The following is a 25,868-nucleotide window of genomic DNA, read 5'->3' on the forward strand; positions in this document are numbered from 1 at the left end:
CCGCTCCCACAAGGGACCTCATACATATACGGGAGACCACCATGCCGCGTTTCGCAGCCAACCTGTCCATGCTGTTCACCGAACAGGACTTTCTCGCCCGTTTCGAAGCGGCCGCCAAGGCCGGCTTCAGTGGTGTCGAGTACCTGTTCCCGTACGACTTCAGCTCCGCCGAAATCAAGGCCCAGCTCGACGCCAACGGTCTGACTCAAGTGCTGTTCAACCTGCCGGCCGGTGACTGGGGCAAGGGCGAGCGCGGTATCGCGTGCCTGCCGGATCGGGTTGAGGAGTTCCGTGCCGGTGTCGATCTGGCCATCGCCTACGCGCAAGTGCTGGGCAACACCCAGGTCAACTGCCTGGCCGGTATTCGTCCGCAGGGCTTTGACGATGCCACCGTGGAGAAAACCTTCGTCGCCAACCTCAAGTACGCGGCCGACAAGCTGCAAGCGGCGGGTATCAAACTGGTGATGGAAGCGATCAACACCCGTGACATCCCGGGCTTCTACCTGAACAACACGGCGCAAGCCCTGTCGATTCGCGAGCAGGTCGGCAGCGCCAACCTGTTCCTGCAATACGACATCTACCACATGCAAATCATGGAAGGCGACCTGGCCCGCACCCTGCAATCGCACCTGGGCGAGATCAACCATGTGCAGCTCGCGGACAACCCGGGGCGCAACGAACCAGGTACCGGTGAAATCAACTACCGCTTCCTGTTCGAACACCTGGACCGCATCGGTTATCAGGGCTGGGTCGGTTGCGAATACAAGCCGTTGACCACCACTGAAGCGGGCCTGGGCTGGCTCAAGACCCATAACGCAATCTGAGTTTAAACCGGGCCTCTGTGGCGAGGGAGCTTGCTCCCGCTGGGGTGCGAAGCGCCCCCAACAGCCATTCAGTGTGGTGATTCAGGCAGAACCGGTTCTCAGGATCTACGACTGCTTCGCAGCCGAGCGGGAGCAAGCTCCCTCGCCACAGGGTGTGGTCGCTTCAGCTGCGTGCACATTAATTGGCAAGACAAAAACAAGAGGATTTTCTCATGGCTAAAATCGGATTTATCGGCACCGGCATCATGGGCCACCCAATGGCGGCGAACCTGCAGAAAGCCGGTCACAGCCTGTTCCTGTCGGCGCACCACGACCCTGCTCCTGCCGACCTGGTCGCCGCTGGCGCCATCGCTCTGGCGACCCCGAAAGAAGTCGCCCAGGAAGCTGAATTCATCATCGTCATGGTGCCGGATACCCCGCAGGTCGATGACGTACTGTTCCGCGCCGACGGCGTTGCTGCCGGTGTTGGCAAAGGCAAAGTGGTGATCGACATGAGTTCGATCTCGCCGACCGCCACCAAGGCTTTCGCGGCCAAAATCAACGAAAAAGGCGCGCAGTACCTCGACGCCCCGGTATCCGGTGGTGAAGTCGGCGCCAAGGCTGCGACCCTGAGCATCATGGTCGGCGGCGATGCCGACGCCTTCGAACGTGCCCTGCCGCTGTTCCAGGCCATGGGCAAGAACATCACCCTGGTCGGTGGCAACGGCGACGGTCAAACCGCCAAAGTGGCCAACCAGATCATCGTGGCCCTGAACATTCAGGCCGTGGCCGAAGCCCTGCTGTTCGCTTCGAAAAACGGTGCGGATCCGGCCAAGGTACGTGAAGCGCTGATGGGCGGTTTCGCTTCGTCGAAGATCCTCGAAGTGCACGGCGAGCGCATGATCAAAGGCACCTTCGATCCAGGCTTCCGCATCAGCCTGCACCAGAAGGACCTGAACCTGGCCCTGCAAGGCGCCAAGGAGCTGAACATCAACCTACCGAACACCGCTAACACCCAGCAAGTGTTCAGCACCTGCGCGGCCATCGGTGGCAGCAACTGGGATCACTCGGCGCTGATCAAGGGCCTGGAACACATGGCGAACTTCTCGATTCGCGACAAGAAGTAAGCCCTGCCCCACCCTGCATCAAACCTGTGGGAGCGGGCTTGCTCGCGAAAGCGGTCTGACATTCAACATTGATGTCGACTGACACTCCGCCTTCGCGAGCAAGCCCGCTCCCACAGTGACCCGAGTTGCCCTTCAAATAACAAGAATTCCGGGAGCCCGCCATGTCGGTCGATCCGCAACAATTGCTGCGCGAGCTGTTTGCCACAGCCATCGACGCGGCGCATCCGCAACAAGTCCTCGAAGCCCATCTGCCTGCCGACCGCAGCGGTCGCGTGATCGTCATCGGCGCTGGCAAAGCCGCAGCCGCCATGGCCCAGGTGGTCGAGCGCTGCTGGCAGGGCGAAGTCTCCGGCCTGGTGGTGACCCGTTACGGTCACGGCGCCCCTTGCGAAAAAATCGAAGTGGTCGAAGCCGCGCACCCGGTACCGGACGCCGCCGGCCTGGCCGTGGCCAAGCGTGTACTGGAACTGGTCAGCGACCTCAGCGAAAACGACCGTGTGATCTTCCTGCTCTCCGGCGGTGGCTCTGCCCTGCTGGCACTGCCGGCCGAAGGCATCACCCTGGCCGACAAGCAGTCGATCAACAAAGCCCTGCTCAAATCCGGCGCGACCATCGGCGAGATGAACTGCGTGCGCAAGCACCTCTCGGCGATCAAGGGCGGCCGCCTGGGCAAAGCCTGCTGGCCTGCCACGGTTTACACTTACGCGATTTCCGATGTACCGGGCGACCTCGCCACGGTCATCGCCTCCGGCCCTACCGTGGCCGACCCGAGTACCTCGGCCGAAGCCCTGGCGATCCTCAAACGTTACGCCATCGAGGTTCCGGCCTCGGTGCGCACCTGGCTGCAAAGCCCCGAATCGGAAACCGTCAAACCCGGCGACCCGAGCCTGGCCCGCAGTCATTTCCAGTTGATCGCCCGCCCGCAACAATCCCTTGAAGCGGCGGCGGTGAAATGCCGTCAGGCCGGGTTCAGTCCGCTGATCCTCGGTGACCTGGAAGGCGAATCCCGCGAAGTGGCGAAAGTCCACGCCGGTATCGCGCGACAAATCGTACTGCATGGCCAGCCACTGGCGGCGCCCTGCGTGATTCTCTCGGGTGGCGAAACCACCGTCACCGTGCGCGGCAACGGCCGCGGCGGGCGCAATGCCGAGTTCCTGCTGAGCCTGACCGACAGCCTCAAGGGCCTGCCCGGCGTCTACGCGCTGGCCGGCGACACCGATGGCATCGACGGTTCCGAAGACAACGCCGGCGCGATCATGACTCCGGACAGCTACGCCCGCGCCGCAGCAATGGGCCTGAGCGCCAGCGACGAGTTGGACAACAACAATGGCTACGGCTATTTCGAGGCTCTCGACGCTCTGATCGTTACCGAGCCGACCCGCACCAACGTCAACGACTTCCGCGCCATCCTGATCCTCGAGAGCACTAAACATGACGCCTGACAAAAAGGTCAAAATCCTCGCCACGCTCGGCCCGGCCATCGACGGGATCGACGACATCCGCGAACTGGTGCTGGCCGGGGTCAACATCTTCCGCCTGAACTTCAGCCATGGTGATCACGCCGACCACGCCCAGCGTTTTCAGTGGATTCGTGAAGTCGAGCGCCAGCTGAATTATCCATTGGGCATTCTGATGGACCTGCAAGGCCCGAAACTGCGGGTCGGCAAGTTCGCCGAAGGCAAGGTGCAACTGGTGCGCGGCCAGGCCTTGCGCCTGGACCTCGATGCCACGCCGGGCGATGAGCGCCGGGTCAACCTGCCGCACCCGGAAATCATCGCGGCCCTGGAGCCGGGCATGGACCTGCTGCTGGACGACGGCAAGTTGCGTCTGCGGGTCGTGACCAAGTACGCCGATGCCATCGACACCACCGTGCTCAATGGCGGCGAACTCTCGGACCGCAAAGGCGTGAACGTGCCGCAAGCGGTGCTCGACCTGAGCCCGCTGACCGCCAAGGATCGCCGCGACTTGACCTTCGGTCTGGAGCTGGGAGTGGATTGGGTGGCGCTGTCGTTCGTGCAACGTCCGGACGACATCCGCGAAGCCCGCACCTTGATCGGCGACAAAGCCTTCCTGATGGCCAAGATCGAGAAACCCTCGGCCGTTGAACAACTGCGCGAGATCGCCGAGCTGAGCGACGCGATCATGGTCGCCCGGGGTGACCTGGGTGTGGAAGTGCCAGCCGAAAGCGTGCCGCAGATTCAGAAGAACATCATCAGCACCTGCCGCCAGCTCGGCAAACCGGTGGTGGTGGCAACGCAGATGCTGGAGTCGATGCGCTTCTCGCCGGCGCCAACCCGCGCCGAGGTCACCGATGTCGCCAACGCCGTGGCCGAAGGGGCGGACGCGGTGATGCTGTCGGCGGAAACCGCGTCCGGCGAATACCCGCTCGAAGCCGTGCAGATGATGAGCAAGATCATCCGTCAGGTGGAAAACGGTCCGGACTATCAGACTCAACTCGATGTCAGCCGACCGAAAGCCGAGGCGACTGTTTCCGACGCGATCAGCTGCGCCATCCGCCGTATCAGCAACGTGCTGCCGGTGGCGGTGCTGGTGAACTACAGCGAGTCCGGCGCATCGAGCCTGCGTGCAGCGCGGGAGCGGCCGACGGTGCCGATCCTCAACCTGACACCGAACCTGCAAACCGCCCGTCGCCTGAGTGTGGCGTGGGGCGTGCACTCTGTGGTCAATGACCGCCTGCGACAGGTCGATGAAGTCTGCTCGACAGCGCTGGAGATCGCCCAGGCCCAGGGCATGGCACAGCGTGGCGACACATTATTGATCACCGCCGGTGTGCCCTTTGGGCAGCCGGGATCGACTAACTCTCTGCGTATCGAGACATTGATCTAGCGCTTGAACTGGCCTCTTCGCGAGCAAGCCCGCTCCCACAGTTGATCTGTGTGCACCACAGAATCAATGACTGAACAAAGATTCAATGTGGGAGCGGGCTTGCTCGCGAAGCAGGCAACTCGGTTTCATTGACTTTCAGAACTGCCATGCCTGCCAACCATTTCAACACCCACTGCCCCGACTGGGCCGAAGCATTGCTCAACGGCTTCAGCCAGATCTTCCTCCAGCGCAATCCGCTGTGCGGCCTGCTGTGCCTCCTGGCCATTTTATTCACTGCGCCCGCCTTGCTCGGTGGCGCATTGCTCGGCGGTGTCGCCGGGCTGCTCACCGCGCAACGCCGCAACTATGCCAAGGCTGATCGCCAGGCCGGGTTGTACAGCTACAACGGCGTCCTGCTCGGACTGTTGCTGAGCCTGTACTTCCCCTGGTCGGCGATGATGCCGCTACTGATTCTGGCCGCCGGTGGCCTGAGCGCGATGATCACTCAACAATGGCTCAAACGTGCCCGCGTCAGCCAATGCCTGCCCGCCTACACCGCACCCTTCGTCGGGCTGAGCTGGTTGCTGCTGTGCTTCGCCACGCCCTCTACAGAGGCGCATTTGATCGAAATCAACACGCTGAACATGCTCGCCGCACCGCTCAAAGGCATCGGCCAGGTGATGTTCCTCGGTCATCCGCTGGCCGGTGCGATGATTGCCGCCGGTTTGCTGATCGCCGATCGCCGCGCATTCTGCTGGGCGTTGTTGGCGTCTGTCGCGGGCATGGGCTGGAGCCTGCTGCACCACGACTTCTACACCGCATTGCTCGGCCTCGGTGGCTATAACGCCGTGCTGGCCGCCCTCGCCTTCAGCTCGCGGCGTCGCCAACCGTGGCTGCCGCTGGTTGGCATTGGCCTGGCGCTGTTGCTGACGCCGGTGTTTGCCGCCATCGGTCTGCCTACGCTGACTGCGCCGTTCATTCTTGCCTGCTGGCTGATCCGCTGCGTTGTGCAAATGCTCGGCAAAGCCACGGTCGAAAGCGCACCTTGCGCTCCCGGGGAGAATCAACCTAGGCTGCGTTGATTTGCGGCCAAGGCGATGTGCATGATCAGCAACGACACGTGGCGTAATCGCCTGTACGTGATTATTTTCCAGACCGACACAGTCGCCGGGCGACGTTTCGACACCACCCTGCTGCTGATCATCCTCGCCAGCCTGGTGGTGGTGATTCTCGACAGCATCGATGACGTCCACCAGAACTACGCCAGCCTGCTGGCGTACATCGAGTGGGGCTTCACGATCATTTTCCTCGGCGAGTACATCCTGCGCCTGTACTGCTCGCCCAAACCGCTGCACTACGCGTTCAGTTTCTATGGGCTGGTGGATCTGCTGGCCATCGTGCCCGGCATCCTCGCGCTGTACTACAGTGATGCCCAGTACCTGCTGATCATCCGGATCATCCGGATGCTGCGGATCTTCCGCGTGCTCAAGCTCGGTCCCTACCTCAAACAAGCCCATTACCTGCTCGATGCCTTGCGCGGCAGCAAGCAGAAAATCCTCGTGTTCCTGCTCAGCGTCTGCACTCTGGTCATCGTGTTCGGCACGTTGATGTACGTGGTCGAAGGTCCGCAACATGGCTTCACCAGTATTCCCAAGGGCATCTACTGGGCGATCGTCACCCTGACCACCGTCGGTTACGGCGACATCGTGCCCAAGACCGCCCTGGGCCAGGTCATCTCGTCGATGGTGATGATCACCGGTTACTCAATCATTGCCGTGCCCACCGGGATCTTCACCGCCGAACTGGCCACCGCCATGCGCGGTGGTCAGTTGCAGCACAATTGCCCGGTGTGTGCGAAAAACAGCCACGAACAGGAAGCGTCGTTCTGTTCCCGTTGTGGCAATGCGTTGTTCAAAAAGCTGGAATAAGTAAAGAGCTTTTTAATCTTTAAGGGACTATGCGAGCCCAGTTATAGTCGCCGGCAAATTGCCCCACTTTTAAATAGAACAAGGACTTCGCAGTGAAAAAACTCTTTGGCGCCTCTCTTCTCGCCGCTGGCCTGGCATTGACCAGCGTGGCTCATGCCGCACCAACCCTGCTCAACGTTTCCTACGACGTGATGCGCGATTTCTACAAGGACTACAACTCTGCGTTCCAGAAACACTGGCAAGCCGAGCACAACGAAAACATCACCCTGCAAATGTCCTTCGGCGGCTCCAGCAAACAGGCGCGCTCGGTGATCGACGGCCTGCCGGCGGATGTCATCACCATGAACATGGCCACCGACATCAACGCCCTGGCGGACAACGGCAAACTGGTGCCGGACAACTGGGTCACACGCCTGCCGAACAACAGTGCGCCGTTCACTTCGGCCACCGTGTTCATCGTGCGCAAGGGCAACCCGAAAGCCCTGAAAGACTGGCCGGACCTGCTCAAGGATGGCGTTCAGGTTATCGTGCCGAACCCGAAAACTTCCGGTAATGGTCGCTACACCTACCTCTCGGCCTGGGGCTACGTGCTGAAAAACGGCGGCGACGAAAACAAGGCCAAAGACTTCGTCGGCAAACTGTTCAAGCAAGCGCCGGTACTGGATACCGGTGGCCGAGCCGCCACCACCACCTTCATGACCAACCAGATCGGCGACGTATTGGTGACGTTCGAAAACGAAGCGGAAATGATCGCCCGCGAGTTCGGCCGTGATCAGTTCGAAGTCATCTACCCAAGCGTTTCCGCCGAAGCAGAGCCACCGGTGTCGGTGGTCGACAAAACCGTCGACAAGAAAGGCACCCGTGCGGCAGCCGAGGAATACCTGAAGTACCTGTGGTCACCGGAAGGTCAGGAGATTGCCGCAGCAAACTACCTGCGCCCGCGTGACCCGGCTGTTTTGGCCAAGTACACCGACCGCTTCCCGAAAGTGGACTTCCTGTCGGTCGAGAAGACCTTCGGCGACTGGCGCACCGTGCAGAAAACCCACTTCAATGATGGCGGGGTTTTCGACCAGATCTACAGCGGTAAGTGATCACTGAACGGCAATGAAAAAGGCGACCTGCACAGGTCGCCTTTTTTGTGGGTACAACACCAACCCACTGTAGGAGCGAGCTTGCTCGCGAAAAGACCAAGGACTCCGCTGGGCATCAGGCTTTACGCGTTATCGTTCACGACCTTCGCGAGCAAGCTCGCTCCCACAGGTTTTGTGCCTGCTGTTTCAGCTCAGGTTGCCGCAGAAAATAGCCTGATGACCATCGGCCGGGCTTTCACGCACCACCAAGGCGTAGCCACCGGCTCGAAGGGTCTCGACGGCGACCGGTGCGCTTTTCCAGAAACGCTGGTTTGACGCTTGCGAATAGAACCGGGCATTTGGACCGTCATTCATGTCATAGGCTGGTTTCGAACCCAGGTTCCCACAGCTTCCCGGATAGATGTAGGCCGTCAACCGACCCGGCAATGTGCTGCCGATGCTCTCGCCGCTGACCTCAACCCAGAACGTTGTTGCGTTATCACTGGGCATCATGACCAACCGGGCAATATTCCCGGGATTATTGGATGTAGCATTCAGGGGAACGCTGGTGACCTGACTGTCAGGCACTGTCGAGCACCCAGAGATCCAACCGACCGCTACCACTAACGCCAGCGAAGTTACGATTTTCATCGTGATACTCCCGCTTGCAAGGACACATTAAAGTGATCCCCCCTGTAGATTCTAGCTGCCGGGGCTGTGCGGGCTTTTCTTCAGATGGCCGGTTGCCACGTGCAGGCTACATCGGCGGCGTCACTCCATCCTTGCCCGCCGAAATGGATTGAGCAGTGAGCGTGCCGTCAGCGCCCTGCGTGACAAAGGTCACGATCTTCACGCCCACCTTCAACAGACTGCGATCGGCCGGCATCAGGTTGACGATGGGGACGTCTTCGGGCACCAGGATCTTCTGTTGGCCACCCTTGTAGTTGACGGTCAGCACCCGGCCATTGCTCACCACCAGGTCGCCGACGCTGCCGTTGGTCATGCTGCTGCCCTTGACCAGATCAAACGGCCGATGACCGTCGCCACTGCCGGCCAGTTCCGGCGGGAAAACATGGACCTCCAGGGCCTTGAGGGTGCCATCCTCCTGGGGAATGGCTGCGGAGCCGATGTAGCTGCCAGGCTTGATGTCTTCGATGTTGGCCAGGGTCACGGCTCGGACCTTGGTGTCCTGGGTCAGATTGATCACCACGTTTTCGCCGCTGTTGGCATGGACTTTCAGAACGTCCGGGCTGACGCCGGTGATCTCGCCGCGCACACCGATGCGCGTGCCCGGCGCATCCCCAGCCTGGGCCGGGCCCACAGCACACAAACCGATCAAAGTACCGGCGCAAACGCCGCGAAACAGGTAACGGAACATCGCATTCATGGAACGGCCTTCCGATGACGGGACGTGGAAAGAGAACATAAGCACGCTATCGAACAATATGTAAGTGAATGTATCATCCACCCTCGATGTTCTGACGCAAGGCACAACGGCGGACGACACACGCGTCCGTCAGTCATTCCGCAATGGAATGATTGCTATCACTCCAATCCCACTTCCGCCGTTTCCGCCAGCCCATTAGCCTGCGCGCATTCCTTTCCGTACAGCGAGACCGTTATGAACCCAGCGACCCAGGTGCCCCACCGCACCGCGACAATGACCCGAGGCATGGTGCTGCTGTTCGCCTTCTGCTGCGGCGCCATTGTTGCCAACATCTACTACGCCCAACCAATCATCGGCCTGATCGCCCCGGACATTGGCCTGACCAGCACCATGGCCAGCCTGATCGTTTCCCTGACTCAGATCGGCTATGCGCTGGGGCTGTTTTTCCTGGTGCCGCTGGGGGATTTGCTGGAAAACCGCCGGTTGATGATCATCACCACGGTGGTGGCGATTATTAGCCTGCTGGGTGCGGCGTTCACCGATCAGCCAAACGTGTTTTTGCTGATTTCGCTGTTGGTGGGGTTCAGTTCGGTTTCGGTGCAGATCCTGATTCCATTGGCTGCGCACCTGGCGCCGGAAGAAACTCGTGGCCGTGTGGTGGGCGGGATCATGGGTGGTTTGTTGCTGGGTATTCTGCTGGCCCGGCCGGTGTCCAGTGTGGTGGCCGACCACTTCGGCTGGCGGGCGATGTTTGTGATTGCCGCGGTGTTGATGGCGGCCATCAGCATCGTGCTGGCAGTGACCATTCCCAAGCGCGAGCCTGATCACAGTGCATCCTATGGCCAGTTGCTGGGCTCGCTGTGGACGCTGTTGCGCACACAACCGGTCCTGCGCCAGCGTGCGTTTTACCAGGGTTGCATGTTTGCCACCTTCAGCCTGTTCTGGACCGCCGTGCCGCTGGAACTGGCGCGCAATCACGGTTTGTCGCAAAGCGAGATCGCGATTTTCGCGCTGGTGGGGGCCATCGGTGCCATTGCCGCCCCCATCGCCGGACGCCTGGCCGATGCCGGTCACACCCGCATTGCGTCATTGCTGGCCCTGCTGTTCGCCAGCCTGAGCTTTCTGCCGGCGTTCATCCATCCGGCCTACAGCGTCATCGGCCTGGCCGTGACCGGCGTGGTACTCGACTTCTGCGTGCAGATGAACATGGTCCTCGGCCAGCGTGCGGTCTACGCCCTCGACGGCAAAAGCCGCAGCCGCCTGAACGCGCTGTACATGACCAGCATCTTCATCGGCGGCGCATTCGGCTCTTCGGTAGCCAGTGCGGTGTACGAACACGGCGGCTGGTTGTGGATCGTGATGGTCGGCAGCGCGTTTCCGTTGCTGGCGTTGTTGCGGTTCTTGAGTGTTTCACAGAAGGTCTCGCTGGCGACGGCGTAAGCCCTCAATAGCATCGCGAGCAGGCTCGCTCCTACAGGTTTTCCATTAACCCTGTTGAATCGAACTTGCTTGCGATGTGATTGGCCTCACTCATTGCCGAACCAGCTTTTCCATCGCCGCATCCGCCAGAAAGGAGGAGCGGCTTTTGACATTGTGCTCGCGCACATAGCGGTCAATGCGCTGGATCACATAGCCGGGTAACGTGACATTGACCTTCTCGGTCTTGCCCATGTACGGCGAAATGTCCAGTTCCAGCATGCCCCAACCCATGTCGGCGAATTCCGGATTGCCGCGGTGCAATGCCGCCGAAGTCGGCATCGGAATCGTATCGCCGTCTGCCGCCATCTCCTGCAGCATGATGTGGGCAATTTCGACAGCTGCGTTGTAGGCCTCTTCAAAGGTATCCCCGGCGGTCACCGCACCTGGAATATCGGGAATCTGGATACCGATGGCGGTGTTCTCATCGCCCCATTCGATACAAATTGGATATTGCATTATGGATCTCCTGCGTAACTGGCTGGCGGGCAATACAGCCCGGCTCGCCGCCTGATGCTCTTGACCGTCCCGATCGGTAAGTCCTTTTTGGGATGAGGAACGGGAATGGTGTACGGGTTGTAACGGTGCGTGAAGATATGATGACTGCCAGTGACCCGGTCCAGGGCCCAACCCGCTTCCACCAACTCCTTGATCAATAGCCTGCTCTGCACCACCAGCCTCCTTGCTTGGCAAAAACAAAAATAACCCTAGAGTTATCTTTACTCAAGCACAAAAATCCGCAGTGCGACGTCCGGTTGTTTTACAGAGTGTGAGATGAAGGCCCCGCCATTCCCCCCCAGCATGAATGCTATGCCACCCGCCTGCGTTCCGCGCTCCCCGCCCTGAGGTCAACATTGATCCCAGCCAAACCGGCTTCGTCCACGAGGATTACGATCATGTCCCTGCAAGCAAAACTCGATGCCTTCAAAGCCGACTTCAAGGCTGGTAAACCGCCCTACAACGCACCGGCTGATATCCACCCGGTCATGGAGCGCGCAACGGCCGAACTGATCGCCTCCGGCGCGGCGAACAAAGCCCTGAAAGTCGGCGACAAGGCACCGCTGTTCACCTTGAAAGATCCCGACGGTCATCCAGTGTCATCCGCTGAACTGCTGGCCAAAGGTCCATTGGTGCTGACGTTCTACCGAGGCGTGTGGTGCCCTTACTGCAATCTGGAACTGCAAGCCTTGCAGGCCTTCCTGCCGACATTGCAGGAGGCCGGTGCCAGCCTGGTGGCCATCTCTCCGCAGATTGCCGCCAACAGCCGCAAGTCGATGCGCACCAACGGCCTGCAATTCCCGATCCTCAGCGACCGCCATAACGATGTGGCCGACGCCTTCGGGCTGCGCTTCGCGTTGCCGGACTACCTGATCGAGTTGTATAAAAACCTGCGTAATGACCTGCCGACCTTCAACGATGATCCGTCCTGGACATTGCCGATGCCGGCGCGTTATGTGATCGGGCAAGATGGCGTGATCCGTTACGCCGAGGTCAACCCCGATTACACTCAGCGCCCAGAGCCTGAAGCGATGCTGGACGCGATTCGCGGCTAACCCGTTCGAGTGCCGCCTGGCTGGCGGCATGCCCTCACAAGGAGTTGCCATGAAATGTGGGAGCGGGCTTGCTCGCGAATGCGGACTGACATTCAACATCGATGTCGACTGAAACACCGCTTTCGCGAGCAAGCCCGCTCCCACAGTGGGTCACCGACAACATTCAGACTACACAAGGACCTTCGATGGACCGCCTCGGCGCAATGGAAACCTTCGTCTACGTGGTGGAAACCGGCTCGTTTTCCGCCGCGGCCCGGCGCCTGAATATCGGCCAGCCGGCCGTGTCGAAAACCATCGCGCAACTCGAATCGCGGTTGGCGGTGCGGCTTTTGCTGCGTTCGACCCGGGGCCTGACGCCCACCGAAGCCGGGCTGGCCTTTTTCGAACGGGCCAAGCGCGCCATCGAAGAAGCCGACGAGGCCGATAACGCCGCACGAGGTTCTGCCAGCGGGCTGAGTGGCAACCTGCGTATCTGTGCGGCGGTCACCTTCGGCCGGTTGCACATCGTTCCGCACCTGGGCCCCTTCCTGGAGCAAAACCCGGAGCTGAACATCGACCTGATGCTCGATGATCGCAACGTCAATCTGGTGGAAGAAGGCGTCGATATCGCCCTGCGCATGGGCATGCTGAGCGACTCGGGCCTGACCGCGCGCAAGATCGCCGAATGCCGGCGCATGGTACTGGGCACGCCGGCGTATTTCGCAAAACACGGCGAACCCACCTGCCCCGCCGACCTGTGCAAGCATCAGGCAATCGTCTACACCCTTGGCGGTGGCACCAGTTGGCAATTCAAAAAGGGGGGCGAGGAGCAATCGGTGATCGTCAACGGCCGAATCCGCGTCAACGCCGCTGAAGGCTTGCGTGAAGCCGTGCTCGCACATCAAGGGCTGACCATGGCCTCGCAATGGATGTTCGCGCCGGAACTGGCCGACGGCTCAGTCCGCGAGGCAATGAAGGACTGGACCTTGCCGAACCTCGATCTGTGGGCAGTGTTCCCCACCGGAAGAATGGCCAGCGCCAAGGCTCGGGCGTTTGTGGAGTATGTGCAGGGGTTGCTGGACAGGAAGGCCTGACAGGCAGCTCAATCAAGATCAAAAGATCACAGGCTGCGCCATTGCCTGCATTGGCCGCGTAAGAAGGTAATTGCTCATCGTCCGTTCCCGGCAATGTCAGGTAAATCGGTGTCACTCGTCAATGCAGACCAGCAAACGCTCGACCGTTTGCTCAAGTGGCCCGGAGTTGTCGAGCACGTGTACGGTCGGGTCGTCCACCAGCAGTTGCTCGCTGAATCGGGCATTGCGTGCCAACCGCTGATCGATCTCGATCAGCGATTCTCGCCCGCGCTCCAGCAAGCGATGGCGCAGTACCGTTTGATCCACAGTCAACAACAGCACCAACACGTCTGGATAGCGCAGGCGCGTGTTCTGCAAATGCCCCCGAGAGCCATTGACCAGCACGTCCTCGCCGGCGGCCAGCCAATCGTCGATTTCCCGCGGAATGCCATAGGACAATCCATTGGCGTGCCAGCTCAAGGCGAATGCCCCTTGAGCTTCCATATCGGCGAATTGTTGCTCACTGACGCCCAGCGCCGCCTCGCCCACGGCTTCGGCCGAGCGGGTAATGACCCGCCGCACGATACGGCAGCCGCGTTCGGCCAACCGCGCTCGCGCGGCATCCAGCAGGCTGTCCTTGCCCGAACCTGAAGGCCCGATGAGATAGATCAACCTGCCCGCCATCAAAACACCCTCTTCGCTTGCCGCCATACTTGCTGGACCACCGGCAGACCGTCCCGGCTGCGCTTACACCAGATCAGCCCGCAGGCCCGGCGAATGATCCATCACCTGCACCCGTTGCACCAGCAGGTTTTCCACCAGATCACGGTATAGGCTCAGGGTGTCCGGATGATACAGCTCGCAGCGCAGGTCAATCCGGCGTCGGAGTCTGTGGGTACATGGCTTGCCTGCGATGGCTATGGAGCAAAAAGCGGCATAAACACCGTAATCGATGTCCGGGATTACTTAACCAGTTCACCGTTACCGAAGAAACGGATATGTACACCCGTAAAAATCCACGCCGCCTGACACACCGCTTTCGCGGGCAAGCCCGCTCCCACAGGGTTCGGCAGTGCCCCGGCAATCACATTTCAGCAGGCACAAAAAAGCGACCCGAAGGTCGCCTTAGTGCGTTACTGCCCGAATTGCCGTCCCAGGCCACCCGGTACACCGTGAATGTCCGTCTCTTCCCACGGCCCGTTCGGACCAATCGACCGGCTCCAGCCGTTATCCCAGCGGTAATAGGTACGCTGGCGATAGAAAGTATTGGGCTGATCATCCAGCACATAGACCCCAAGCTTCGGGTCCCAATGGCTATTGCCCCCCGGTGGCGGCGCGAAGCTGGCAGACGTGCGTGGCAACGGCTTGGAGGGTTTGGCCGGGATGGTCGGCTTGCCCGGTGCAGGCGACGTCGATGGCGTGGGGCTGGGCTGCGACGGCGGGATCGGCGGCGGAGCCGTTTGCTCCGGTGGTCGCTGGACCGCACAAGCGCTTAACCCCAATACGACACTGAGCAGGGTGATGCGAGCGAATGCGGTCATGTTTGCGTTTTCCTGTTATTTGTCCGGGCTATCGATAGTCAGTGTTTGTGGCGCGGTGGTGCTGCTGGCCATGGGCTGGCTGCGACCGATCCATTCGCCGGCGGTGGGTTTGCCGGCACGGGAAATGCGCGCAACCAGTTGGACTTCAGGGAAGTTCGACAGTTTCAATTGCGGCATCATCGCGTCGGCATCACCCAGTTCAACGGTCACTGGCAAGTCGGCCACGGTCAGGCGTTTGGCTGCCAGCGGTGCCGGAGGACCGGAAGTGGCACGGGCGAAGATGAACACGCTGTCGCCAGGCTCGACCTTGGCCTTGAGCTCCGGCGCCAGATCGACACTGACCTTGAGCAATGCCGAGGCCTTGGCTGCCGGGGCCTTGGCAACCTGTCCACCACTGGCCAGCAGTTTCTCCGTGGCCCGGGTAATCCCGCCTTGCAACGCCTCGCGGGATTTGTCGTCCGCTGGCAACTGCGCCAACAGGCGATTCCAGTAATCGATGGCGTCCTGATAACGCTCGCCTTCAAACGCGGCAATGCCGAGCAGGCCGAGGCTGGTGACTTCTTTCGGATCGGCCTTGAGCGCTTCGTCGGTCAGGGCCTGGACTTTGTCCGACCACTTTTTGCCATCGGCAAAGTACAGGGCCTGGGCCCATTGACCGAGCAGCTCGGGCTGACGACCGGCCAGGTTCACCGTGCGTTCGAACATCTTCGCCGCGTCCGCCGGGCGGTCCTGAGCCATGTAGGTACGACCGAGGAAGTACATGCCTTCGGCGGATTCCGGCTGAGCGGCGACCACGCGCTCCAGGCGCCGGGTCATCTCTTCCATCGTCTTGGGTGCCTGGGAGAATTCGCGGGTCAGTTCGACCTTGTCGCTGGCACCGAAATGCAGATACAGGCCCAGGCCGATGACCGGCACCAGAATGGCCGCCAGCAACGGCAAGGGTTTACCCAGTCGCGACACCTGCGGCGCTTCGACACCCTCGGTATCCGCCAGCAACTCGCGGGCAGCTTCGGCGCGACCGGCGTCCATTTGCGCGGCATCGAGTACGCCCTCTTCCTGCTGAGTCTGCAACTCAGCCACGCGCTCCTGATAGAGCGCGACGTTCAGGGCAGTACGATCCTCTTCGCGCTGGGCACGACGACTGCGCAGAACGGGGATCAACAGAAAACTCAGGGCAACCAGAAGCAGCAGACCTGCAGCGAGCCAGAAATCAATCATTCTTGGTTTTATCCAACAGGTGGTCGAGGCGCGAACGCTCCTCGGGAGAAAGCTCATCCCGGGTGCCGGCGCGTTGCACGCGACGACGGCGAACGATCACCGCGATGATCACGACACCGCCCAGTAGCAGGCCGGCGGGGCCGAACCAGAGCAACGCCGTCTTGGCGTTCAGGGCGGGCTTGTAGCGGACGAAGTCACCGTAGCGGTCGACCATGAAGTCGATGATCTGCTGGTTGTCCTTGCCCTCGCCGATCATGCGAAAAATTTCTTTGCGCAGGTCGGCGGCAATCGGTGCGTTGGAATCGGCGATGTCCTGATTCTGGCACTTGGGGCAACGCAGCTCTTTGGTCAGTTCGCGAAAGCGCTCGCGATCACCTTCCTTGGCGAACTCGTAGGTGTCGATGGCCGCGTGGGCCACGCCCGCCAGGCTCAAGCCCAGGACAACGGCAGCAATCCAGCGCTTCATGGCTTGACCTCGTCGACCAGCGCCTGGTACTTGGCTGCCAGTTTTTCGCGCCAGACCTGCTCGTCGATCACGCCGACGAACTTGTCGCGGATGATCCCCTTGGCGTCGATGAAGAAGGTTTCCGGCGCGCCGTACACGCCGAGATTCAGGCCCAGTGAGCCTGCGTCGTCACGAATATCCAGTACATAAGGGTTGTGGAAGTCCGTCAGCCACTTCAAGGCATCGGCGTTGATGTCCTTGTAGTTGATGCCGTAGATCACCACGCCTTGCTGGGCCAGCTTGTTCAGCACCGGGTGCTCGACCCGGCAGGAAATGCACCAGGTTCCCCAGACATTGACCAACGCCGGTTTGCCGAGAATGTCCGCCTTGGTCAGGGTCTTGTCGCCCTGCACCGCCGGCAGGGAAAACTCCGGGAACGGCTTGTTGATCATGGCCGACGGCAGCTCGGCCGGATCCAGGTACAACCCACGGTAAAGGAATACAGCGACCACCAGAAAAATCGCCAGTGGCAACAACATCAACCAACGCTTCATGCAGTGGCTCCCGACATGCCCAGTGCTTCACGCACGCGGCTTTTTACCTTGACCCGATAACGTCGATCCAACGCCGCCAGCAAACCACCGAAGCCGGTCAGCAAACCACCGAACCAGATCCAGCGCACGAACGGTTTGACGTGTACGCGCACAGCCCAGGCGCCGTTGCCCAGCGGTTCACCGAGAGCGACGTAGAGGTCACGAGTGAAACCGGCGTCGATCCCGGCCTCGGTCATGACCGAGTTCTGCACGGTGTACAGGCGTTTTTCCGGATGCAGCACGCTGACTTCCTTGCCGTTGCGGATCACCCGCACGGTGCCCTTGTCGGACGTGAAGTTCGGGCCTTCGAAGTGCTTGGCACCTTCGAAGATGAAGTGGTAACCGGCCAGGTCCATGGACTCGCCCGGGGCCAGGCGCAGGTCACGCTCGGCACTGTTCTGGCTCGACAGCACGACACCCAGCGCACACACGGCAATGCCCAGGTGCGCAATCTGCATGCCCCAGTAGCTGCGGGTCAGGGTCGGCAGGCCCTTGATCAGGCCTTTGTGGCGGGTCTTGTCGAAGATGTCTCGCACACCGGCCAGCAACACCCAGGCGGCGAGCATGAAGGTCGCGAGCACCGCCCAGTTGAAATCGCCGTAGGCGACGCCGGCCACCACGGCCATGGCGGCGCTGCCGAGCAATACCGGAGTGAGCATGTTCAGCAGCCACTTCACCGGGGTGTCTTTCCAGCGCACGATCACACCGACCGCCATCACTACCATCAGCAACGCCATCAACGGAATGAACAGCGCGTTGAAGTACGGCGGGCCAACCGACAGCTTGGCCCCGGTCATGGCATCGAGAATCAGCGGATACAAGGTGCCGAGCAGGATCATCGACGCCGCCACCACCAGCACCAGGTTGTTGCCGAGCAGCAGGGTTTCCCGGGACCAGAGGTTGAAGCCCACCTGACTCTTGACCACCGGCGCTCGCAAGGCGAACAGCGTCAGCGAACCACCGACCACAAACAGCAGGAAAATCAGGATGAACACGCCACGTTCCGGGTCGGAGGCAAACGCGTGAACCGACGTCAGCACCCCGGAGCGCACGAGGAATGTCCCCAGCAGGCTCAACGAAAACGCAGCGATGGCCAGCAGCACGGTCCAGCTCTTGAACACGCCACGTTTTTCCGTGACCGCCAACGAGTGAATCAATGCAGTGCCCACCAGCCAAGGCATGAACGAAGCGTTTTCCACCGGATCCCAGAACCACCAGCCACCCCAGCCGAGCTCGTAGTACGCCCACCACGAACCGAGGGTGATGCCGATGCCGAGGAACGCCCAGGCGACGATGGTCCACGGACGCGACCAGCGCGCCCACGCGGCATCCAGGCGACCGCCCATCAGTGCGGCGATGGCGAAGGCGAAGGCCACCGAAAAACCGACATAGCCCATGTACAGCATCGGCGGGTGAACGATCAGGCCGATATCTTGCAGCAACGGGTTGAGGTCGGCACCGTCGCTCGGGACTTGCGGCAGGATGCGCTTGAACGGGTTGGACGTCATGATCAGGAACAACAGGAAACCGGTACTGATCATGCCCATCACCGCCAGCACGCGGGCCAGCATGACCTGCGGCAACTGCCGGGAGAATACCGACACTGCGAAGGTCCAGCCGCCGAGGATCAAGGCCCACAACAACAAGGAACCTTCGTGGGCACCCCACACGGCGCTGAACTTGTAGTACCACGGCAACGCGCTGTTGGAGTTGTTGGCCACATAGGCCACGGAGAAATCATCGACCATGAAGGCATAGGTCAGGCAGCCGAAGGCAAACACCAGAAAGGTGAATTGCCCCCACGCGGCCGGCTGGGCCAGGCTCATCCACAGGCGATCGCCGCGCCAGGCACCGAACAGCGGCACCACGGCCTGGGCCAGGGCGAAGCACAGGGCCAGAATCATCGCCAGGTGGCCAAGCTCGGGAATAAAAATGCCGGATGTCATGGATCAACCCTCCTTCGCGGGCGTTGGAGCCGATTGACCGCTGTCTTTCAACGCCTTGGTCACTTCCGGCGGCATGTACTTCTCATCGTGCTTGGCCAGCACTTCATCGGCCACCACCACGCCATCGGCATTGAGCTTGCCCAGGGCGACGATGCCCTGCCCTTCACGGAACAGGTCCGGCAGGATGCCGCGATAGGTGATGGTCACGGATTTATTAAAGTCGGTGACGACGAATTTCACATCCAGGGAGTCGCTGGAACGCTCCAGCGAGCCCTTCTCGACCATGCCACCGGCGCGGATGCGCGTGTCATGCGGGGCTTCGCCATTGGCGATCTGGGTCGGTGTGTAAAACAGATTGATGTTCTGCTGCAGGGCGCTCAGGGCCAGGCCGACGGCTGCGCCGACCCCGACCAGGATCGCGAGAATGATGGTAAGACGCTTTTTGCGCAGCGGATTCACTTGCCGTTCTCCCGGCGCAGACGACGCGCCTCTTGTTGCAGATACCGCTTGCGGGCCAGGATCGGCGCCGCCACGTTGAGGGCCAACACCGTCAGGCAGATGCCATAGGCTGACCAGACATACAGGCCATGATGACCCATGGCGATGAAGTCGCCGAATGAAGCAAAACTCATCGAGCGACCTCCAGGCTGTTTTCCACTTCGGCCTTGACCCAACTGGCCCGGGCTTCGCGCTTGAGCACTTCAAGACGCATGCGCAGCAGCAGGACCGCGCCGAAGAAACAGTAGAAACCCAACGCCGTCAGCAGCAATGGCAGCCACATTTCGGCAGGCATTGCCGGTTTTTCGGTGAGGGTGAAGGTCGCACCCTGGTGCAGGGTGTTCCACCACTCCACCGAGTACTTGATGATCGGGATGTTGATCACGCCGACAATCGCCAGCACCGCACAGGCCTTGGCCGCGCTGTCACGATTGCTGATGGCGTTGCCCAGTGCAATCAGGCCGAAATAAAGGAACAGCAGAATCAGCATAGACGTAAGGCGTGCATCCCAGACCCACCACGAGCCCCAGGTCGGCTTGCCCCAGATAGCGCCGGTGACCAGCGCCACCGCGGTCATCCACGCACCGATGGGCGCCGCACATTGAAGGGCGACGTCGGCCAGTTTCATTTTCCAGACGAGGCCGACGATACCGCACACGGCCAGCATCACGTAGATGGACTGCGCCAGCATGGCGGCCGGGACGTGGATATAGATGATGCGAAAGCTATTGCCTTGCTGGTAGTCCGGCGGCGCAAAGGCCAGGCCCCAGACCACGCCGACACCAATCAGCAGCAATGCCGCAATGCTCAGCCAGGGCAGCATTTTGCCGCTGATGCCATAAAACCATTTGGGCGAGCCGAGCTTGTGAAACCACGTCCAGTTCATACTGTTTCCATCACGGTTGCTCTTTGCTGTGAAGAGCCAGGGTCTTTACTGATCAAAAAATGACCAGACCTCATTATTCGCCGACGCTGATCTTCAGGCCAGCAGCTATTGCAAAAGGTGTCAGGGTTATCGCCAGGGCGGTCAGGCTGCCAAGCCACAGGAGATAACCGGTCGCCGGCATCCCCTGTAGGGCGGCCTGCAAGGCGCCACTGCCAAGGATCAACACCGGGATGTACAGCGGCAGAATCAGCAACGCCAGTAACAGGCCGCCACGTTTCAAACCGACCGTCAGCGCCGCGCCCACCGCACCGAGCAGGCTCAGTACCGGTGTACCGAGCAGCAACGAAAGCAGCAACACTGGCAGACAGGCGGCAGGCAAACCGAGCATCAACGCCAGCAAGGGTGCGAGCAAAACCAGTGCCAGGCCGGAAAAGGCCCAGTGTGCCAGCACCTTGGCCAAAACCAGAAGAGGCAGGGGGTGCGGCGAAAGGACCCACTGTTCAAGGGATCCGTCTTCGAAATCACTGCGGAAAAGCCCGTCCAGCGAGAGCAGAACCGATAAAAGCGCCGCCACCCAGACCAACCCCGGAGACAAGGTTTGCAACAATTGAGACTCGGGGCCGACCGCCAACGGGAACAGCGAAACGACGATGGCAAAGAACACCAGCGGATTGGCCAGTTCCGCCGGGCGACGGAACAGCAGACGAGCCTCGCGGGCGACCAACAGGCCGAAAACACTCATACGGCCCAGCTCCCCAGATCGATGTCGCGATAACCGGCTGGCATCCGGCTCAGCGTGTGGTGGGTGGTCAACACCACCATGCCGCCGCGTTCGCAGTGGCCGGCCAGGTGTTCTTCGAGTTGCGCCACGCCCTGCTTGTCGAGGGCGGTAAAGGGTTCATCGAGGATCCACAGCGGCGGGCTGTCCAGGTACAGCCGCGCCAGCGCGACGCGGCGCTGTTGACCGGCAGACAGGGTGTGACAAGGCACATCCTCGAATCCGCGCAGCCCGACCGCAGCCAGCGCCTGCCAGATCGCCTCATGGGTCGCCGGGTGATGCAAGGCACACAGCCAGCTCAGATTCTCTTCCGGTGTCAGCAAATCCTTGATCCCGGCGGCGTGGCCGATCCATAGCAGGTTGCGCGCCAGCTCGCCGCGTTGCTCGTTCAGCGGCTGGCCATTGAGCAACACCTGACCGGCGGTCGGGTGCATCAGCCCCGAGAGCAGGCGTAACAGGCTGGTCTTGCCGCTGCCGTTGGGGCCACTGATTTGCACCATTTCGCCACTGGCCAGTCTCAAATCGAGATTTTCGAAGAGCAGCCGAAGGTCTCGCTCACAGGCAAGGGCAACGGTTTGCAGGACAGGACTGGTCAAGGGTTCACGGGCCTTATACGGTTCAAGTCGGCTCTGGTGCGGCCGTTAAAGAGATGCAGCATAGATGCAATGACGTCTTGTTCTAGAGAGCTGCGTCAAACAATTGCAAAGTTTTCGCCATTTTTGGATACAACGGCGCGGCATTATACATGCCAAACCTTAGTCTAAAGAGTGCATTTTCCTCAGGTTGTGACCGCGTATGACAGGCGAAATGAACATCCTCCCGCTACCGCAAACCGTCCCGGCGACCTCGCGCCCGCAGGTGCTCAGCGGTGAGTTGCTCAAGTTGCTGACGCCGGTGGAGGGACTGATCAGCGTCGGTCAAACCGCCCAGGCCGAAGTGTTGTCGCTCAAGCAGGCGGATCAGACTTTCCAGATGCTGCTCAAGGTCACCCTCGACAGCGGCCGCCAGACCACGGTCCAGGCCACCAGTAATCAACCGCTGGCCCAGGGCACCACGCTGCTCGTCACCCAGCCCTCGGCCGGCAATCTGGCCGTGACGGTGCAACAGGCCATTGCCGCCAGCGTCGCCACCCTCACCCGCCTCGACATCGCGCAATTGCCGGTCGGCACCCTGCTGCAGGGCAAAGTGCTGACCTCGCAAGTGCTGCCACAGGTGCCCGGCCAGCCCATGGTGTTTCGCTCGATGGTGAGCCTGCTCAATACCGCGCTGAGCGGCAGCACCTTGAGCATCGACAGCCCGCAGCCATTGCGCATCGGCACCTTGCTGAGCGCGCAGGTGCAGGACGCCCAGACCGTAAAGTTCGTGCCGCTGAGCAGCCGTCAGGAACAACTGGCGGTGACCCGGCAACTGGTCGACCAGCAAAGTCGCCAGGGATCGCTGGATGGCTTGCTCAAGCTCCTGCAGAACCTTCCGCCCTCGGACCAGACATCCGTTGAATTGCGTAGCGCCGCGGCCAGGTTGCTCGCCGGCCTGCCGGATGTTCAGCAATTGAGTACCCCCAAGGGCCTGGCCCAGGCCCTGGTCAGCAGCGGTGTGTTTCTCGAAAGCAAACTGCTGTCCGGGCAAAACCCGACGCTCGCACCGGACATGAAAGGCGACCTGCTCAAACTGGTTGCGCAACTGACTCAGGGGTTACCGACCAACACCAGCTTCGGCGCGATCATCGCCGCCAATACCCTTGCGCAGGCCATGCCGAATTTTGTCCGCAATGCCCTGGGCATGCTCGGCCAGGTCAGTGCCAAGCCTTCGCCGACCGCTTTCCCGTTGCCTGAACGTCTGCTGCAAAGCGCTGAGGGTGAAAACGACCTTGAACACCTGCTACGCCTGGCCGCCGCTGCGGTTTCGCGCCTGCAAAGCCATCAGCTGTCGAGTCTGGAACAAACCGGCGTAACCGCCGACGGACGACTGATGAGCACCTGGCAACTGGAAATCCCGATGCGCAATATGCAGGACATCGTGCCATTGCAGGTCAAGTTCCAGCGCGAAGACGCGCCCGAAAAAGAACAATCGAAGGAGCGTCGCGAAGAACGCGAACCCAAGCAACAGCTGTGGCGTGTGGAACTGGCCTTCGCCATGGAGCCTTTGGGACCGCTGCAAATCCAGGCGCAATTGATCAAGGGCAGCCTCTCCAGCCAGCTCTGGGCCGAACGGCCCTATACCGCGAGCCTGATCGAAAGCAATCTGAGTGGGCTGCGTGACCGTTTACTGTCCGCCGGCCTGAACGTCGGCGACCTGGACTGCCACCTCGGCACACCGCCGCAAGGCCCGCAAACCCGCCTCGATCAACGCTGGGTCGACGAAAACGCATGAAAAACCCCAACGCTCCACGCCAGGCCATCGCCCTCAAATACGACGGCACCCACGCCCCCACCCTCACGGCCAAGGGCGACGAAGAGCTGGCGGAAGAAATCCTGAAAATCGCTCGCGACTGCGAAGTGCCGATCTACGAAAACGCCGAGCTGGTGAAACTGCTGGCACGCATGGAGCTGGGGGACAGCATTCCGCAGGAGCTATATCTGACGATCGCCGAGATCATTGCGTTTGCGTGGAATCTGAAGGGCAAGTTTCCGGCGGGACAGGATCCGGATGCGCTGATGGTCGAGAAGGACATTACCGAGCGCGGGGAAGACTACTGAGGATTCGAAGACGCCTTCGCGAGCAAGCCCGCTCCCACATTGGATCAACGTCGTACACAAAATTTGTGTGCGCAGAAGAGCAAATGTGGGAGCGGGCTTGCTCGCGAAAGCAATCTCAAAGGAACTGCAAAACTCAGTTCCTGTGCAACTTACTCATCAACTCCGCCTCAGCCTGGGTCAAACCGCAGGACTGGGTCAGTTCGTCGACGCTGGCGCCCATTCCGACCAGTCGTGCCGCCTGGGCGAACGACAGGCTGGAAGGGTCGCGCTGTTCCAGCTGAGCCAGTTTGTCCGGCAACGGCGCAACGATTGCGCGCAGTTCGTGCAGGTCTTCGCCCATGCGCACGTTGCCGTTCTGGTAGTCGTCGACCCGCTTGGCCAGGTCCTTGATGCGCTGATCACGCAGCGCATCACCCAGGGCCTGTTGTGCGGCGATCTGTTTTTGACCGCGAATGTACGCCAGGAACATTGCCAGCGTGCCTGCCCAAAACAGGAACAGGACAATGACCGCAACCTCGAGAATCAATCAGATACTCTCCAGTTCCGACCATTCTTCTTCGCTCATCATCTTGTCCAGCTCGACCAGGATGAGCAGTTCGTTGTTCTTGTTGCACACGCCTTGAATGAACTTGGCGGACTCTTCGTTACCAACGTTCGGCGCGGTTTCGATTTCCGACTGACGCAGGTAAACCACTTCGGCCACGCTGTCGACCATGATCCCGACCACTTGCTTGTCGGCTTCGATGATGACGATACGGGTGTTGTCGCTGATCTCGGCATTCATCAGGCCGAAGCGCTGACGGGTGTCGATCACGGTCACGACGTTGCCGCGCAGGTTGATGATGCCCAGCACGTAGCTCGGGGCACCCGGGACCGGGGCGATTTCGGTGTAACGCAGGACTTCCTGGACGCGCATCACGTTGATGCCATAGGTCTCGTTGTCCAGCTTGAAGGTGACCCATTGCAGGATCGGATCTTCGGAACCTTTTGCCGCCGTCGCCTTATCATTCATACCCTGACCCCTCAAGAAACCGCCCTAGCGGTGTGTATTCCGTGCAACGGCATCGAGTGCCGTCGCCTGTTGTTTATTTAACGTTTGTCGGTTTGTGGTTCGGCTTGATGCCCGACATGTGCTTTGCCCCGCCACTGGCGATCAACTCGGCCAATGAGGCGACGTCGAGCAAGGCGCACATGTGTTCAATCACCGTGCCGGCGAGCCACGGCCGCTGACCCCGGTGACTTCTCCATTTGATTTCATTCGGGTCCAGACGCAACGAACGGCTGACCTGATGCACCGCCAGGCCCCATTCGTAACCCTGGACCGAAATCACGTATTGCAGGCCCTGCCTGAAATCGTCGCGGTAACGGTCGGGCATGACCCAACGCGCGGTATCGAGCACCTTGAGGTTGCCGGCCTGGCTCGGCAGGATGCCAAGGAACCATTCCGGCTGACCGAACAACGGCGTCAGCTCGTGACCGGCCAGGGAGTAAATCGACCCCAGGCACACCAGCGGCACCGCCAGGGTCAAACCGGCAACATCGAACAGCAGGCATTCGAACGGTTCGGCAGCCCAGGACGGACGACCGTCGGACTCGACCGGGGGCGGCGTGTTGCTCGGTGGCAGGTGCACTTCGACGATTGGCAGCACCAGGGTCTGAGGCGCCTCGATAACCGGAGTCAGTAGCGCTGCAGGCTCTTCAATGGCTGGAACGACCAATGTTTGCAACAGCGGCGCAAGGGTCGATACCGATGCCAGAACGGCTTCCGGCGCTTCGACCACGGCTACGTGAGTCTTTGTCAGAGGCACGGTCGCCGGAGCGGCAACCACTGTGGTTTTCTGTGCATCCCGTGCCTGCTCTTCGAGTACGGCTGCCTGGAACTCGTCCAGCACGCCTTGCTCTTCGACAACCCTTACCGTTTCGACAACCTCGGCAAGCGCCTCGATCTCCGGCGCCATCTCCTCAGTTGCGTCTTGCAGCAAGCTGTCCAGATACGACTGCAACGCCAGTTGCGGGCGCGATGTTGTGTTCACCAGTCGATTCAT

At 60.8% G+C, this 25,868-nt stretch carries 30 protein-coding genes; 12 read left to right on the plus strand and 18 right to left on the minus strand.

The features are described from left to right. Positions 1 to 41 precede the first annotated feature (41 nt). The 7 genes from hyi (at position 42) to PMI28_RS23495 (ending at position 7,775) form a co-directional block, all read left to right on the plus strand. Positions 42 to 824, plus strand: coding sequence for a hydroxypyruvate isomerase (hyi, locus tag PMI28_RS23525; RefSeq protein ID WP_007983276.1), 783 nt, complete (start codon positions 42 to 44; stop codon positions 822 to 824). Positions 825 to 1,036: 212 nt separating this feature from the next. Further along, a complete protein-coding gene (locus tag PMI28_RS23520) occupies positions 1,037 to 1,930 on the plus strand; it encodes a 2-hydroxy-3-oxopropionate reductase (RefSeq protein WP_007983278.1) in 894 nt (297 codons plus the stop codon). Between the two features lie 161 nt (positions 1,931 to 2,091). Next, complete coding sequence (locus PMI28_RS23515; protein ID WP_007983280.1) at positions 2,092 to 3,372, plus strand: glycerate kinase type-2 family protein; 1,281 nt, start codon at positions 2,092 to 2,094, stop codon at positions 3,370 to 3,372. Then, positions 3,362 to 4,777, plus strand: a complete 1,416-nt coding sequence (gene pyk, locus PMI28_RS23510; protein ID WP_007983282.1) for a pyruvate kinase — start codon at positions 3,362 to 3,364, stop codon at positions 4,775 to 4,777. Before PMI28_RS23515 ends, pyk begins: the two co-directional genes overlap by 11 nt. A 146-nt stretch (positions 4,778 to 4,923) precedes the next feature. Continuing rightward, positions 4,924 to 5,838, plus strand: coding sequence for an urea transporter (locus PMI28_RS23505; protein WP_007983285.1), 915 nt, complete (start codon positions 4,924 to 4,926; stop codon positions 5,836 to 5,838). A gap of 21 nt (positions 5,839 to 5,859) precedes the next feature. Then, positions 5,860 to 6,684 (plus strand): ion transporter, encoded by an 825-nt coding sequence (locus tag PMI28_RS23500; RefSeq protein ID WP_007983287.1) that lies wholly within the window; start codon positions 5,860 to 5,862, stop codon positions 6,682 to 6,684. A 92-nt stretch (positions 6,685 to 6,776) separates the two neighbouring features. After that, complete coding sequence (locus PMI28_RS23495; RefSeq protein WP_007983289.1) at positions 6,777 to 7,775, plus strand: sulfate ABC transporter substrate-binding protein; 999 nt, start codon at positions 6,777 to 6,779, stop codon at positions 7,773 to 7,775. A 186-nt stretch (positions 7,776 to 7,961) separates the two neighbouring features. Here PMI28_RS23495 and PMI28_RS23490 read toward each other — a convergent pair whose 3' ends face one another. Next, entirely contained in the window at positions 7,962 to 8,405 is a 444-nt protein-coding gene (locus PMI28_RS23490) for a hypothetical protein (RefSeq protein WP_007983291.1), read from the minus strand. Between the two features lie 106 nt (positions 8,406 to 8,511). Next, a complete protein-coding gene (locus PMI28_RS23485; protein ID WP_007983293.1) occupies positions 8,512 to 9,141 on the minus strand; it encodes a hypothetical protein in 630 nt (209 codons plus the stop codon). Positions 9,142 to 9,375: 234 nt separating this feature from the next. Between PMI28_RS23485 and PMI28_RS23480 the strand changes: the two genes are divergently transcribed. After that, positions 9,376 to 10,581: an MFS transporter gene (locus tag PMI28_RS23480; RefSeq protein WP_007983295.1), complete on the plus strand. Its 1,206-nt coding sequence runs from the start codon at positions 9,376 to 9,378 to the stop codon at positions 10,579 to 10,581. A 90-nt stretch (positions 10,582 to 10,671) separates the two neighbouring features. Here the strand turns inward: PMI28_RS23480 and PMI28_RS23475 are convergent, their stop codons facing one another. Both PMI28_RS23475 and PMI28_RS23470 read right to left on the minus strand, forming a co-directional pair. Further along, on the minus strand, positions 10,672 to 11,076 hold the full coding sequence (locus tag PMI28_RS23475) for a type II toxin-antitoxin system HicB family antitoxin (RefSeq protein WP_007983297.1): 405 nt from the start codon (positions 11,074 to 11,076) through the stop codon (positions 10,672 to 10,674). Continuing rightward, positions 11,076 to 11,288 carry a type II toxin-antitoxin system HicA family toxin gene (locus PMI28_RS23470; RefSeq protein WP_007983300.1) on the minus strand — a complete coding sequence of 71 codons (213 nt, stop codon included), beginning with the start codon at positions 11,286 to 11,288 and terminating at the stop codon, positions 11,076 to 11,078. Before PMI28_RS23470 ends, PMI28_RS23475 begins: the two co-directional genes overlap by 1 nt. A gap of 225 nt (positions 11,289 to 11,513) precedes the next feature. On the opposite strand from PMI28_RS23470, the gene PMI28_RS23465 reads away from it, so the two are divergent. Both PMI28_RS23465 and PMI28_RS23460 read left to right on the plus strand, forming a co-directional pair. After that, positions 11,514 to 12,170: a peroxiredoxin-like family protein gene (locus tag PMI28_RS23465; RefSeq protein WP_007983302.1), complete on the plus strand. Its 657-nt coding sequence runs from the start codon at positions 11,514 to 11,516 to the stop codon at positions 12,168 to 12,170. Between the two features lie 185 nt (positions 12,171 to 12,355). Then, on the plus strand, positions 12,356 to 13,243 hold the full coding sequence (locus PMI28_RS23460) for a LysR family transcriptional regulator (protein WP_007983305.1): 888 nt from the start codon (positions 12,356 to 12,358) through the stop codon (positions 13,241 to 13,243). A gap of 111 nt (positions 13,244 to 13,354) precedes the next feature. On the opposite strand, the gene phnN is transcribed toward PMI28_RS23460, so the two are convergent. The 11 genes from phnN to ccmA all read right to left on the minus strand — a co-directional run bounded on the left by phnN (position 13,355) and on the right by ccmA (position 21,723). After that, positions 13,355 to 13,906, minus strand: a complete 552-nt coding sequence (gene phnN / locus PMI28_RS23455; RefSeq protein ID WP_007983306.1) for a phosphonate metabolism protein/1,5-bisphosphokinase (PRPP-forming) PhnN — start codon at positions 13,904 to 13,906, stop codon at positions 13,355 to 13,357. Between the two features lie 449 nt (positions 13,907 to 14,355). Further along, positions 14,356 to 14,763, minus strand: coding sequence for a hypothetical protein (locus PMI28_RS23450; RefSeq protein WP_007983309.1), 408 nt, complete (start codon positions 14,761 to 14,763; stop codon positions 14,356 to 14,358). Positions 14,764 to 14,778: 15 nt separating this feature from the next. After that, positions 14,779 to 15,981, minus strand: coding sequence for a c-type cytochrome biogenesis protein CcmI (gene ccmI, locus PMI28_RS23445; protein ID WP_007983311.1), 1,203 nt, complete (start codon positions 15,979 to 15,981; stop codon positions 14,779 to 14,781). Continuing rightward, positions 15,974 to 16,447: a cytochrome c-type biogenesis protein gene (locus tag PMI28_RS23440; RefSeq protein WP_007983313.1), complete on the minus strand. Its 474-nt coding sequence runs from the start codon at positions 16,445 to 16,447 to the stop codon at positions 15,974 to 15,976. The genes ccmI and PMI28_RS23440 overlap by 8 nt, the downstream gene beginning before the upstream one ends. Next, a complete protein-coding gene (locus PMI28_RS23435; RefSeq protein WP_007983315.1) occupies positions 16,444 to 16,980 on the minus strand; it encodes a DsbE family thiol:disulfide interchange protein in 537 nt (178 codons plus the stop codon). Before PMI28_RS23435 ends, PMI28_RS23440 begins: the two co-directional genes overlap by 4 nt. Continuing rightward, positions 16,977 to 18,965 carry a heme lyase CcmF/NrfE family subunit gene (locus tag PMI28_RS23430; RefSeq protein WP_007983317.1) on the minus strand — a complete coding sequence of 663 codons (1,989 nt, stop codon included), beginning with the start codon at positions 18,963 to 18,965 and terminating at the stop codon, positions 16,977 to 16,979. The genes PMI28_RS23435 and PMI28_RS23430 overlap by 4 nt, the downstream gene beginning before the upstream one ends. 3 nt (positions 18,966 to 18,968) lie before the next feature. Next, positions 18,969 to 19,424: a cytochrome c maturation protein CcmE gene (ccmE, locus tag PMI28_RS23425; protein ID WP_007983319.1), complete on the minus strand. Its 456-nt coding sequence runs from the start codon at positions 19,422 to 19,424 to the stop codon at positions 18,969 to 18,971. Further along, entirely contained in the window at positions 19,421 to 19,597 is a 177-nt protein-coding gene (gene ccmD, locus PMI28_RS23420; protein ID WP_007983322.1) for a heme exporter protein CcmD, read from the minus strand. Before ccmD ends, ccmE begins: the two co-directional genes overlap by 4 nt. Then, positions 19,594 to 20,349: a heme ABC transporter permease gene (locus PMI28_RS23415; RefSeq protein ID WP_007983324.1), complete on the minus strand. Its 756-nt coding sequence runs from the start codon at positions 20,347 to 20,349 to the stop codon at positions 19,594 to 19,596. Before PMI28_RS23415 ends, ccmD begins: the two co-directional genes overlap by 4 nt. 73 nt (positions 20,350 to 20,422) lie before the next feature. Beyond that, positions 20,423 to 21,091: a heme exporter protein CcmB gene (ccmB, locus tag PMI28_RS23410; protein ID WP_007983326.1), complete on the minus strand. Its 669-nt coding sequence runs from the start codon at positions 21,089 to 21,091 to the stop codon at positions 20,423 to 20,425. Continuing rightward, positions 21,088 to 21,723, minus strand: coding sequence for a cytochrome c biogenesis heme-transporting ATPase CcmA (gene ccmA, locus PMI28_RS23405; RefSeq protein ID WP_007983328.1), 636 nt, complete (start codon positions 21,721 to 21,723; stop codon positions 21,088 to 21,090). The genes ccmB and ccmA overlap by 4 nt, the downstream gene beginning before the upstream one ends. A gap of 199 nt (positions 21,724 to 21,922) precedes the next feature. On the opposite strand from ccmA, the gene fliK reads away from it, so the two are divergent. Both fliK and PMI28_RS23395 read left to right on the plus strand, forming a co-directional pair. Continuing rightward, entirely contained in the window at positions 21,923 to 23,497 is a 1,575-nt protein-coding gene (fliK, locus tag PMI28_RS23400) for a flagellar hook-length control protein FliK (RefSeq protein WP_007983330.1), read from the plus strand. Further along, positions 23,494 to 23,823 carry an EscU/YscU/HrcU family type III secretion system export apparatus switch protein gene (locus PMI28_RS23395; protein ID WP_007983332.1) on the plus strand — a complete coding sequence of 110 codons (330 nt, stop codon included), beginning with the start codon at positions 23,494 to 23,496 and terminating at the stop codon, positions 23,821 to 23,823. The genes fliK and PMI28_RS23395 overlap by 4 nt, the downstream gene beginning before the upstream one ends. A 133-nt stretch (positions 23,824 to 23,956) precedes the next feature. Here PMI28_RS23395 and PMI28_RS23390 read toward each other — a convergent pair whose 3' ends face one another. The 3 genes from PMI28_RS23390 to PMI28_RS23380 all read right to left on the minus strand — a co-directional run bounded on the left by PMI28_RS23390 (position 23,957) and on the right by PMI28_RS23380 (position 25,868). Beyond that, on the minus strand, positions 23,957 to 24,349 hold the full coding sequence (locus PMI28_RS23390; protein ID WP_007983335.1) for a DUF2802 domain-containing protein: 393 nt from the start codon (positions 24,347 to 24,349) through the stop codon (positions 23,957 to 23,959). Continuing rightward, a complete protein-coding gene (locus PMI28_RS23385; protein ID WP_007980742.1) occupies positions 24,350 to 24,835 on the minus strand; it encodes a chemotaxis protein CheW in 486 nt (161 codons plus the stop codon). A 73-nt stretch (positions 24,836 to 24,908) separates the two neighbouring features. Continuing rightward, complete coding sequence (locus tag PMI28_RS23380) at positions 24,909 to 25,868, minus strand: CheW domain-containing protein (protein WP_007983337.1); 960 nt, start codon at positions 25,866 to 25,868, stop codon at positions 24,909 to 24,911.

Source organism: Pseudomonas sp. GM48, assembly GCF_000282335.1.
Classification (GTDB): domain Bacteria; phylum Pseudomonadota; class Gammaproteobacteria; order Pseudomonadales; family Pseudomonadaceae; genus Aquipseudomonas.